General features: G+C 72.3%; 9 protein-coding genes and 2 pseudogenes. 7 read left to right on the top strand and 4 right to left on the bottom strand.

Features of this window, described 5'->3' with window-relative positions; all coding sequences use genetic code 11:
- Positions 1-586, bottom strand: a pseudogene (locus tag AB0F11_RS11395) (hypothetical protein); the annotation flags it as partial.
- Between the two features lie 384 nt (positions 587-970).
- Here AB0F11_RS11395 and AB0F11_RS11390 point away from each other — a divergent pair.
- Together AB0F11_RS11390 and AB0F11_RS11385 are read left to right on the top strand one after the other, a co-directional pair.
- Entirely contained in the window at positions 971-2,671 is a 1,701-nt protein-coding gene (locus AB0F11_RS11390; protein ID WP_362170795.1) for a glycoside hydrolase family 18 protein, read from the top strand.
- A gap of 124 nt (positions 2,672-2,795) precedes the next feature.
- A complete protein-coding gene (locus AB0F11_RS11385; RefSeq protein WP_362170792.1) occupies positions 2,796-4,133 on the top strand; it encodes a M14 family metallopeptidase in 1,338 nt (445 codons plus the stop codon).
- Positions 4,134-4,205: 72 nt separating this feature from the next.
- On the opposite strand, the gene AB0F11_RS11380 is transcribed toward AB0F11_RS11385, so the two are convergent.
- The gene (locus AB0F11_RS11380) at positions 4,206-4,997 is read right to left on the bottom strand and encodes an IclR family transcriptional regulator (RefSeq protein WP_362170789.1); all 792 of its coding nucleotides are present in this window, start codon (positions 4,995-4,997) and stop codon (positions 4,206-4,208) included.
- 145 nt (positions 4,998-5,142) lie between these two features.
- Here AB0F11_RS11380 and AB0F11_RS11375 point away from each other — a divergent pair, with 145 nt between their 5' ends.
- Both AB0F11_RS11375 and AB0F11_RS11370 read left to right on the top strand, forming a co-directional pair.
- Positions 5,143-6,423 (top strand): alanine racemase, encoded by a 1,281-nt coding sequence (locus AB0F11_RS11375; protein WP_362170787.1) that lies wholly within the window; start codon positions 5,143-5,145, stop codon positions 6,421-6,423.
- Between the two features lie 8 nt (positions 6,424-6,431).
- Positions 6,432-8,002, top strand: a pseudogene (locus tag AB0F11_RS11370) (D-aminoacylase).
- Positions 8,003-8,050: 48 nt separating this feature from the next.
- Here AB0F11_RS11370 and AB0F11_RS11365 read toward each other — a convergent pair.
- The gene (locus AB0F11_RS11365; RefSeq protein ID WP_362170785.1) at positions 8,051-8,539 is read right to left on the bottom strand and encodes a hypothetical protein; all 489 of its coding nucleotides are present in this window, start codon (positions 8,537-8,539) and stop codon (positions 8,051-8,053) included.
- 88 nt (positions 8,540-8,627) lie between these two features.
- On the opposite strand from AB0F11_RS11365, the gene AB0F11_RS11360 reads away from it, so the two are divergent.
- The 3 genes from AB0F11_RS11360 (at position 8,628) to AB0F11_RS11350 (ending at position 10,574) form a co-directional block, all read left to right on the top strand.
- Positions 8,628-9,635: a YdcF family protein gene (locus AB0F11_RS11360; RefSeq protein ID WP_362170782.1), complete on the top strand. Its 1,008-nt coding sequence runs from the start codon at positions 8,628-8,630 to the stop codon at positions 9,633-9,635.
- An 86-nt stretch (positions 9,636-9,721) separates the two neighbouring features.
- Positions 9,722-9,916: a hypothetical protein gene (locus tag AB0F11_RS11355; protein WP_362170780.1), complete on the top strand. Its 195-nt coding sequence runs from the start codon at positions 9,722-9,724 to the stop codon at positions 9,914-9,916.
- A 187-nt stretch (positions 9,917-10,103) separates the two neighbouring features.
- Positions 10,104-10,574: a nitroreductase family deazaflavin-dependent oxidoreductase gene (locus AB0F11_RS11350; RefSeq protein WP_362170777.1), complete on the top strand. Its 471-nt coding sequence runs from the start codon at positions 10,104-10,106 to the stop codon at positions 10,572-10,574.
- A 450-nt stretch (positions 10,575-11,024) separates the two neighbouring features.
- Here the strand turns inward: AB0F11_RS11350 and AB0F11_RS11345 are convergent, their stop codons facing one another.
- Positions 11,025-11,537, bottom strand: a complete 513-nt coding sequence (locus tag AB0F11_RS11345) for a hypothetical protein (protein ID WP_362170833.1) — start codon at positions 11,535-11,537, stop codon at positions 11,025-11,027.
- Positions 11,538-11,539: the final 2 nt, after the last annotated feature.

Here is an 11,539-nt window from a genome sequence, read left to right as displayed (position 1 = left end):
CGCCCCGGCCCCCGCGTGCGGCCCGCCCGCCCGCGCCGGCCCCCGCACCCGAGCCGGCACCTGCGCCCCCGCTCCCGCCCGTCAGCCGCAGCACCGCGGGCATCGGGTGCGCCAGGACGGCGAACTGGGCGCTCGGCGACCAGGAGCGGGCGTGCGCCTTCAGCCCGACCGGGACCCGGTCGAGCTTGGCGACCGAGCCGAGCAGGGCCCCGGCGTGGATGTAGTGCGACAGCAGGCGGGCGGACGCGGCGACGACGCCGGGGCTGAAGTCGCAGACGCTGAGCTGGCGCAGCTGGCGTACCAACAGGGCGGTGGCCAGCGGCGGCAGGTCGACGTCGAGGATCGCGATCCGGTCGGTTTCCAGGATGGCGCGCACGGTGTGCATCCGGCGGACGGTGGCGGGCGGCAGCCAGGGCGGGACGACGGCCAGGACGTGGCCGTGGCGCTCCAGCAGGGCGCTGGTCTCGGCGAGGGCGCCTTCGAGGTCGAGCTGCCCGGGCGGGCCGATGACGGCGGCCGGCGGCGTGTGCCGGTCAGGGGCCGGCAGCACCAGATCGGCGCTGGTGACGGCAATGGCGATCGGCACAGCGAATCCCCCTGTTCACCCCGTACGCCACACACGTTCACGCGGTCGCCGCGTACGCGCACACCCTGCGCGACCGCAAACGCCTCGCGCGTTTCCCCCTTGCACCGGAACCATATCCGCGACCTTGCCGAGGAGTCAGGGCCTTGGGAATTCCTGTGCCAGGAGCACATGTCACAGGTGGCGGAAAACCCGGACATCCAGGATCGGACGGTCGATCAGTTCAAGCCAGATTGCAAAGAGTATTGACACCAGAATTGGTCTGGACCAACTTGTCTGCGGGGTCCCCACACGCCACCCCCCACGGCCCCGGTCCCTCCTGAGCACCCTTCACCTCCCCACCGCTTCCCCACCCCCCTCCCCACCTCCTCCCCCCACGGAGCCCACGTGAACCGCATACGCTCCCTCGCCCTGCTCGGCGCGGCGACGCTCACCGCCGGCGGCCTGACCGCCCTGGCCACCGGCACCGCACAGGCCGCCGACGTCAACGTCGTCCGCAACGGCGGCTTCGAGTCCGGCCTCACGCACTGGAACTGCAGCTCCGGCAGCGGCGCCGCCGTCCCCTCACCCGTCTACGCCGGGGCCGCGGCCCTGCGCGCCACGCCGGCGGGCCAGGACAACGCGCAGTGCAGCCAGACCGTCACGGTCAAGCCGAACTCGACGTACACCCTCAGCGCGCAGGTCCAGGGCAGTTACGTGTACCTCGGCGCGACCGGCACCGGCACCCAGGACGTGTCCACCTGGACCCCCGGCTCGGGCGGCGGCTGGCAGAAGCTGGCGACCACCTTCACCACCGGCCCGAGCACCACCCAGGTCACCGTCTGGACCCACGGCTGGTACGGCCAGCCGGCCTACACGGTGGACGAGTTCAGCGCCTTCGGCCCGGACGGCGGCGGCCCCACCGACCCCGGCCCCTCGCTCCCGGGCGCCCCGGCCGGGACCGCCGTTTCCGGCCAGAGCGCGGACGCCCTCACCCTTTCGTGGAGCGCGGTCAGCGGGGCCGCGGGCTATTACGTCTATCAGGACGGCGTCCGCGTCCAGACCGTGTCCGCCCCGCCCGCCCGGATCACCGGGCTGGCCGCCTCCACCTCGTACGCCTTCCAGGTGAGCGCGTACAACGCGGCGGGCGAGGGCCCGAAGTCCGCCCCGGTGACCGGCACCACGACCGGCACCGGCAACCCGGACCCGAATCCGAACCCGGCCGTCCCCAAGCACGCCCTGACGGGCTACTGGCAGAACTTCGACAACGGCGCGACGGTCCAGAGGATCTCCGACGTGCCGTCCCAGTACGACATCATCGCGGTCTCCTTCGCCGACGCCACCGCCACGCCCGGGGCGATCTCCTTCACCCTCGACTCGGCCGGCCTCGGCGGCTACACCGTCGACCGGTTCAAGGCGGACATCGCCGCGAAGAAGGCGGCCGGCAAGTCCGTCGTCCTCTCGATCGGCGGCGAGAAGGGCACCATCACGGTGAACGACTCCGCCTCCGCGGCGAACCTGGCGAATTCGGCGTACGCGCTGATGCAGGAGTACGGCTTCGCCGGCATCGACATCGACCTGGAGAACGGCCTCAACCCGACGTACATGACCCAGGCGCTGCGCGCACTGTCGGCGAAGGCGGGCCCCTCCCTCGTGCTCACCATGGCCCCGCAGACGATCGACATGCAGTCCACGCAGAGCGGCTACTTCAAGACGGCCCTGAACGTCAAGGACATCCTCACCGTCGTCAACATGCAGTACTACAACAGCGGCTCGATGAACGGCTGCGACGGCAAGGTCTACTCCCAGGGCTCGGTGGACTTCCTCACCGCGCTGGCCTGCATCCAACTGGAGGGCGGCCTCGATCCCTCGCAGGTGGGCATCGGCGTGCCGGCCTCGCCGAGCGGCGCGGGCAGCGGCTACGTCGCGCCGGCCGTCGTGAACAACGCCCTCGACTGCCTGGCCAGGGGCGTGAACTGCGGGTCCTTCAAGCCGGCGCGGACCTGGCCCGGGTTGCGCGGGGCGATGACCTGGTCGACCAACTGGGACGCCAAGGCGGGGAACGCTTGGTCCAACGCGGTGGGTCCGAAGGTTCACAGCCTGCCGTAGGCGGTACGTGTGGGGGTGGCCTTCGCGGAATCTGGCCGAATTCAGGCCCTTGACCGGGACATGCCATAAGAGCACGCTGTGCGCGTCCGCACGGCTACCCCCACACTCCCACCCAGGAGAACGCATGCGGCTCCACACACGACGCAGGGCCGCCGTCACGGCGGCCCTGCTCGCTCTCGCTCTCGGCGCACCCGCCTACGGCCTGAGCGCGACGGCGGCCCCGCCGCCCAGCCCCTCGACGGCCACCCTCGACGACACGATCGCCCAGTACGAGATCAAGGGCCCGGCCACGCCGGCCGAGCGAACCGCCCTGCTCCGTACGGGTGTCTCCATCGACGAGGTCGACGCCCGCTCGGTCGTCGTCAGCGCCGACGCACAGCAGGCCAGGAAACTGCGCGCGCTCGGCTACAAGCTGACCGCCCTGCCCGGCCCGCCGGACCGCTCCGAACGGGGGGTCGTCGCGAACCCGATGGACTTCCCGTCCGCGGACTCCAAGTACCACAACTACGCGGAGGCGAGCGCCGAGATCGACCAGCGCATCGCCCAGTACCCCTCGATCATGAGCAAGAAGGTGATCGGCAAGTCGTACCAGGGCCGCGACATCATCGCCATCAAGATCAGCGACAACGTCGCGACGGACGAGAACGAGCCCGAGGTCCTCTTCACCCACCACCAGCACGCCCGCGAGCACCTGACCGTCGAGATGGCGCTCTACCTGCTCAAGGAGTTCGGCTCCAAGTACGGCACCGACTCCCGCATCACCAACCTCGTCAACAGCCGCGAGATCTGGGTCGTCCCCGACCTCAACCCGGACGGCGGCGAGTACGACATCGCCACCGGTTCCTACCGCTCCTGGCGCAAGAACCGGCAGCCGAACTCCGGCTCCTCCTCGTACGGCACCGACGAGAACCGCAACTGGAACTACAAGTGGGGCTGCTGCGGCGGCTCCAGCGGCAGCAAGAGCTCCGAGACCTACCGCGGCTCGGCCCCCGAGTCCGCGCCCGAGGTGAAGGTCGTCTCGGACTTCGTCCGCAGCCGCGTCGTCGGCGGCAAGCAGCAGATCACCGCCGCCATCGACTTCCACACCTACAGCGAACTGGTGCTGTGGCCGTTCGGGTGGACCTACAACGACACGGCGCCCGGCATGACCGCCGACGACCTCGCCGTGTACAAGACCATCGGCACGAGCATGGCCAACAGCAACGGCTACACGCCGGAACAGTCCAGCGACCTGTACATCACCGACGGCACCATCGACGACTGGCTGTGGGGCGACCAGAAGATCTTCGCCTACACCTTCGAGATGTACCCGTCCGACACCGGCGGCGGAGGCGGCTTCTACCCGCCCGACGAGGTCATCGACCGCGAAACCGCGCGCAACCGCGACGCCGTGCTCCAACTCCTGGAGAACGCGGACTGCATGTACCGCTCCATCGGCAAGGCGGCCCAGTACTGCGCCTAGCGACCGCCTGACGCCCGCGGTTCCGGGGCGCCCCCGCCACCAGGGGGGCGCCCCGCTCCGTTGCGCCGGCCCCTACGGCATCGGCGTCGGGGCCGTAGGAGCCGTAGGGGTCGTCGGGGCAGGACCGCCGCCCGCGTAGTCGCGGCCGATGGCGTCGGCCGTGCGCACCAGGAGCGGCAGCAGGTCCAGCAGGCCGTCCGCGTCGGCCACCACGGTCGGCGCGGAGAGCGACATCGCGGCGGCGACCCGCCCGTGCGGCCCGTACACCGGCGCGGCCAGGCAGTTGAGGGACTCCTCGTGACCGCCGAGGTCAGTGGCCCAGCCCTGCTCCCGCACGAGGGCCAGCTCGCGCAGGAAGGCGGCCGCGTCCGGGGTGGAGCGGGCGGTGTGGCGCGGGTAGTCGATCCGCTCGGCGAGGGCGCGGCGCTCGGCCTCGGGCAGATCGGCGAGCAGGACCTTGGCGACGGCGGCGACCGTCAGCGGGACGGGCCGGCCGATGCGGGAGTACATCCGGACCGGGTAGCGGCTGTCGACCTTGTCGACGTACACGACCTCGTCGTCCTGGTGGAGGGCCAGGTGCACGGTGTGGCCGGTGGCCCGGTTCAGCTCCACGAGGTGCGGGTGCGCGACCTCGCGGACGTCGAGGTTCTCCACGGCCTCCGCGGCCAGGGCGAACAGGCGGGCGCCGAGCCGGTAGCGGCCGTCGCCCTGGCGGTAGGCGTAGCCGTGCTCGTGCAGGGTGCGCAGCAGCCGCAGGGCGGTGCTCTTGTGGACCGCCAGCTCCTCGGCGACCTCGCCGAGGCCGGCCGGCCCCGCGGCCAGCACGGGCAGGATCCGCAGCGCCCGCTCCACCGACTGGCTCACACCCTGCCCTTCCGTCTGTCTTCCCTGCAACCGCGGCACGTTGACCCGTCGTCACCGCGGATGTTAGACAGCAGAAGCACCACCCGCAACGGACGTTGCGGACACTGCAACGCATGCACCGCAGCGCAACCCGAGGAGGATCCGCATGGGCAGCGACGCCGTCCGCAGGCTCGCCGACGAGCCGGTAGACCACCGATTCAAGGGCCTGCCCCCGGACGCCGAGCGCGCCGCCCTCACCGTGGGCGCCCTCGCGGCCCAGCGCCGCAGCCTGTACACCGGCGGCTTCACCACCCCCGTCCTGACCCTCGACGCCGAGGCGCTGGAGCACAACCTCACCGCCCTCGGCGAGTACGCCGCCCGCCACCACCTGGCCTTCGCCCCGCACGGCAAGACCTGCATGGCGCCGCAGCTGTTCGAACGCCAGCTGGAGCACGGAGCCTGGGGCATCACCGCCGCCGTCCCCCACCAGGCCCGCGTCTACCGCGCCTTCGGCATCCAGCGGATCTTCCTCGCCAACGAGCTCGTCGACCCCGCCGCCCTGGCGTGGGTCGCCGAGGAGCTCGTCGCGGACCCCGACTTCCGGTTCGTCTGCTACGTGGACTCCGTACGCGGCGTCCACCTCATGGACCGGGCCCTGCGCGACCACTCCGCGGTCCTCGACGTCGTGATCGAGCTCGGCGCCGGCGAGGGCGCCCGCACCGGCGCCCGCAGCGACGACGACTGCCGGGCGGTCGCCGACGCCGTCGCCGACGCCACCGCCCTGCGCCTGGTCGGCATCGCCGGGTACGAGGCCGAGGTGCCGGACGCGAACCCGGAGTCCGTCCACGCCTACCTACGCCGGATGACCGCCCTGGCCGTCGAGTTCGACAAGGCCGGCCGCTTCGGCCCCGACCTCGCGGAGATCATCGTCAGCGCGGGCGGCTCCGCCTGGTTCGACGCCGTCGCCGACGTCTTCGCCGAGCTGCCGGAACTGTCGCGGCCCACGCTGCGGCTGCTGCGCTCGGGTGCGTACGTCTCCCACGACCACGGCTGGTACACCCGCCTCACCCCCTTCAACCGGATCCCGCAGGAAGGCGGGCTGCGGCCGGCGTTCCGGCTGTGGACCCAGGTGGTCTCCCGGCCCTCCCCCACGCAGGCCTTCGTCAACGCCGGCAAGCGCGACATCGCCTACGACCTCGGCCTGCCCGAGGCCGAGCTGGTGCGCGACGCCCTGACCGGCGAGGAGCGGCCCGCCGCCGGGATCCGCGTGGTCAAGCTGTCCGACCAGCACGCGTGGCTGGAGACCGACTCCGCCGGCGCGGTCGACGTCGGCGACTGGGTCGCGCTCGGCATGTCCCACCCCTGCACCATCTTCGAGAAGTGGCCGCTGATCCCGGTCGTGGAGGCCGACGGCACCGTCACCGAGTTCGTGCGCACCTTCTTCTGATTCCTCCGATGGACCTGGTGATCCGCGGGGCCCGCGTCGTCGACGGCACGGGCGGGCCCTCGTACACCGCCGACGTGGGCGTCCACGAGGGCCGGATCGCGCAGATCGGCCGGATCCGCAGCGGCGGGCGGCGCACCCTCGACGCGCACGGCCTGGCGCTGGCCCCGGGTTCGTCGACATGCACGCCCACAGCGACCTGGCCCTGCTGCGCGACCCGGACCACAGTGCGAAGGCGGCCCAGGGGATCACCCTGGAGGTCCTCGGCCAGGACGGGCTGTCGTACGCGCCGGTCGACGACCGCACCCTCGCCGGGGTGCGGGCGGCCATCACCGGCTGGAACGGCCCCGGCGAGGACGCCGACTTCACCTGGCGCAGCGTCGGCGGCTACCTCGACCGGCTCGACACCGCCGGCATCGCCGTCAACGCCGCCTACCTCGTCCCGCACGGCACCGTACGCGCGTACGCGGTCGGCTGGGACGACCGGCCCGCGACGCCGGCCGAGCTCGACCGGATGCGCGCGCTCGTCGCCGAGGGGCTCACGCAGGGCGCGGTCGGGATGTCCTCGGGGCTCACCTACACCCCCGGCGCGTACGCCTCCCGCGCCGAGCTGACGGAGCTGTGCCGCGTGGTGGCCGCGTACGGCGGCTACCACTGCCCCCACCACCGCTCGTACGGGCGCGGGGCGCTCGCCGCGTACGCCGAAATGCTCGCCGTGGCGCGGGAGGCGGGCTGCGCGCTGCACCTCGCGCACGCCACCTTGAACTTCCCCAAGAACGAGGGCCGGGCCCCCGAACTGCTCGCCCTGCTCGACGAGGCACTGGCCGGCGGCGCCGACATCACCCTCGACACCTACCCGTACACCCCCGGCTGCACCACCCTCGCGGCGCTGCTGCCGAGCCGGGCCGGCGAGGGCGGCCCGGACGTGGTCCTGGCGCGGCTGCGCGACGACGCCGAGGCGGAGCGGATCCGGCACGCGCTGGAGGTGACCGGGTCCGACGGCTGCCACGGCGTCCCCGTCGACTGGACGGCCGTGGAGGTCTCGGGCACCGCGGACCCGGCGCTCGCCGCGTACGCGGGCACCCGGCTGCGGGACTGGGAGGGCGCCCGGCGGCTGCTGCTGGCGGACCGGCTCGGGACGACCGTCCTGCAGCACGTCGGGCACGAGGAGAACGTCCGGGCCATCATGCGCCACCGCACCCACACCGGCGGCTCCGACGGGATCCTGCAGGGCGCGAAGCCGCACCCGCGGGCGTACGGCACCTTCCCGCACTACCTCGGCCGGTACGTGCGCGAGCTCGGCGTGCTCTCGCTGGAGGAGTGCGTGGCCCACCTGGCGGGCCGCCCGGCGGCCCGGCTGCGGCTCCCGGACCGGGGCCTGGTGCGGGCGGGCCACCGCGCCGACCTCGTCCTGTTCGACCCGGAGACGGTGGCGGCCGGGGCCACGTACGACAACCCGCGCGCCCTGCCGGCCGGCATCCCGCACGTCCTGGTCGACGGCCGCTTCGTGATGCACGACGGCCGCCGCACGAACGCCCTGGCGGGGCGCGCCATCCGCAGGACGCGGCACGGGGGGCGGTGAGCGGAGCGGGCGGTGAGCGGGGGCGGGGGGAGCAGGTAGCGCGGGGCGCTATTCCGCGGGCAGGATGATGCCCCCGGCCGCGATGCCCAGATCGACCCGCGCCCGCTCGTGGTACACGTTCATCAGCTCGATCAGCCTCAACGTCCCGCCCGGGAAGTCCGCTTCGGGGTCGCGGGTGGCAACCTCCTCCCGCCACAGCTCCCGGTTGACGGCGTCGGCGGCCTCGACCGCCTCCGGCGACGCCAGCAGGATCAGCGTCTCGAACATCGCCGAGCGCCGCAGCTCGGCCTCCTCCATCGCGGCGAGGTACCCCTGCCGCTCCTCACTGCCGGCCGCGGCGGCCTGCCGCGCCCGCTTCGCGTTGGCCGATATCTCCTTCACGCACGTGGCGTACTGGAGGTAGGTGTCGAGCTTGCGCTCGTCCCAGCGCGTGGCCATCGCCCGCCGGTGGCGGGCGCGTTCGGCCGCCGACGTGGCGAGGAAGGAGGTCACCGCTCCGATGAGGACGCCCGCGAGCGTCACGAGTTGACTGATCATGGACAGGCATCCTGTCCCATCCGGTCCCGCGCCCGCGGCCTGGGCAAGACGCCCCCGCCACGACGGGCCGGCTGCCTACGATGAGGGCGTGATCGCTTTCGTGCCCGCCGCCGTGCTCCTGGTCCTGTTCCTGGTGAGCGTGCGGGCCGACCGCCGGCGCTTCCGCAACGCGGTCCTGCTGGGGCTGACCCTGATATGCGCCTCGCTCGGGGTGCTGTTCCTGATACCGGCGCTCCCCGGACCGCTCGCGGTCGCCGCCTGGGCGCTGGTCCTCCTCATACCCGGGCTGGGCACGCTCGCGCTGGGCTGCTTCCTGGTCGGCAACGGCCTGACCATGATCCGGAGGGAGGGGCGCAGCCCGACCAACCTGCTGTCCTTCGCCGCCGGCATCGGGATCTTCGCGCTCACCGCCCTGGTCCTCACCCTGGCCGGGCAGGGCTCGCGGGCCATGGACACGCTGGCCGCGGGGCTGGTCCTGGTCGTCGGCTACGTCTCCTTCATCTTCGTCTGCTTCCTCGCGTACGCGTTCCTGTACGGGCGGATCCGGGTCCGCGGGGACGTGGACTACGTGGTGGTGCTGGGCTCGGGCCTGATCGGCGGCGACCGGGTGCCGCCGCTGCTGGCGTCCCGGCTGGCGAAGGGCCGGCAGATCCAGGACGTCCAGGCGGCGCGCGGCGGCCGGGTGCCGCTGCTGCTGGCCTCGGGGGGACGGGGGTCGGACGAGCAGCTGTCGGAGGCGCGGGCCATGGCCGACTGGCTGATCGCGTCGGGGGTTCCGCGGGAGCAGATCGTGCTGGAGGACCGCTCCCGTACGACGCGGGAGAACCTGGAGTTCAGCCACGCGATCATGGAGGCGGCCGACCCGGACTACCGGTGCGTCGTCGTCACCAACAACTTCCACGCCTTCCGCGCGGCGATGACGGCCCGCAGGGCCGGGGTGAACGGGCAGGTGCTGGGCTCGGCGACCGCCCGCTACTTCTGGCCGAGCGCCACGATCCGCGAGTTCGTCGCGGTGTTCTGGGAGCACAGGGCGGTCAACCTGACCGTCTGCGGAGCCATTGCCGTACTGACGGTGGTGGCGGCGCTGGCGGCGTAGCGGGCGACATGACGCCCTGGGATGCGTTCATGGGGCCGGCGCCGGAGTATGGGGGCACTGGGGGGAACCGACGCAGGAGGTAACCGATGGGAAGTGAATCGGACCAGCAGCGTGAGACCGTCACTCCGTCGTCCAAGCTGTGGACGGGCGGAGAGCGGGCTTACGACCCCGAGGACCTCGTCATGGCGACGGGCGCCGACCCGACTCCGGAGCGGGTCGAGAAGGCCCGGCAGCTGATCGAGAAGGAAGGCGCGAGGGTCATCGAGCGCTTCCTCCCTTGAGGGAGAGGCCGAGGTCACCGGCAGTGTCCACCGGGCGGCCGGCCGTACTCGCAACGGTCGGCCGCCCGCACGCGATCAAGGCGACGATCCACCGCACCGGAAGCCGTACCGGGCCGTGTCGCGGCGGCCGCATCCGGACCGGGTGAAGGATCGTTAAGCCTCCGGGGGGTCGTTACTCGGAGGCAGCATGCAGACGATCACCATCGACTGGGACCACCCCGCCGACCCGGCGCCGCCCCTCGCGCGGGACCACGTACGCGATTACGTGCGGACCGGCGGCGAAGACGGCCACCTCTGGCACGGGGTGCCCACGCTCCTCCTGACCACCTTGGACCGCGCGACGGGCCGCACCGCCCGCACCCCGCTGATCTACACCGAGGACGAGCGCAGACTGGTCGTCGCGGCGGCGGCCTGGGGCGCCCCGGAGCACCCGGCCTGGTACCGCAACCTGACGGCACACCCCGAGGTCCGCATCCAGATCGGCCGCACGATCTGCTGCGCCGAGGCCCGCACGGCGACCCGCCACGAACGCGAGGCCTACTGGCCGGCCCTGACCGCGCTGTGGCCCCCCTTCGACGACTACCAGTCGCAGACACCGCGCACGATCCCGCTGGTCATCCTGGACCGCGGGGCGGGCCCGGAGGGGGCGGGGCGGTAGCGAGGCGGGGCGGGCGGGACTCCGGCCAGCCGGGGCCGGGGCGCCGCGGGACGACGACGGCGGAGGTCACGCCCGGAGCCGGCCTGGAAGCTGGACGGGAGCCGAAGGGCGGGGTCGGAGGAGTGTCCGGGGGCTTTCCCGGCCGCCCACTGTCCTTCCGGTGCGGGCCGGCCTGCCCCGGAATGCCAAAGAGCTGCCGGGAAAGCCCCCGAAGGATGGCCAGGGGGAACAATCCGGCAATGGCCCTCGTCAGAGAGGGCAGGGCCGGGTCGGGCACAGCCGGTTCGTCGACATGGCGAACACCTGATCGGCCTGTTCTACTTCGTTAGCAATGAAGGCAGTTCGTCGGCAGTGGACTGGCAAATCCGCGGTCCCGTTGGCAATGACCACATCCAGTAGGGATGTTTGTTGGGGCTCTTCCCAACTTCTCCGGGTGCACGTGGTCGGTGGTCATGCTTGGCCCCGTGCCCGGTGCCGCTTCGTGTACGACCAGGTCACGGCCGTCATCAATGCCGGGATGGCGCACAGCGGCGCGAAGACGAAGCCCCAGACGGTCTGTGCCGTACCACTTGACATGTACGTCTGGCTCTCGACGGTGAAGGCGACCACGAGTTGCCACAGTGCCATCATGACCAAGACGGCCGAGGCGGTCCAGGCCAGCGCGGCGAGAGTTCGGGGGCGCAGTGGCCGCCACCGGTCGCTGACAAGTAGCAGCGGGAACAGGGCGGCCAGCTCGGCGATGACGGAGAGGCCGACGACGTACGCGATACCCCACCCCGGGATGTCGAAGACGTCGCGCAGGACCTGGTCGCTGTAGCCGACGTAGACACCGGATGCCATGGCGATGCGCCACAGACCGGACGGGACGGCGCAGAGGGCGATGGCGTGGGCGGCGCGGCGGGCCCAGACGGGTGCGGAGTCAGAGCCATGGAGTGGAGCGGTCGCTGTCGTCATGACATACATGC

This window comes from Streptomyces sp. NPDC032472 (assembly GCF_040636955.1).
Lineage (GTDB): Bacteria > Actinomycetota > Actinomycetes > Streptomycetales > Streptomycetaceae > Streptomyces.
Note: the sequence above shows the minus strand (reverse complement) of the source record. Positions and strands in the feature narration are given on the sequence as shown.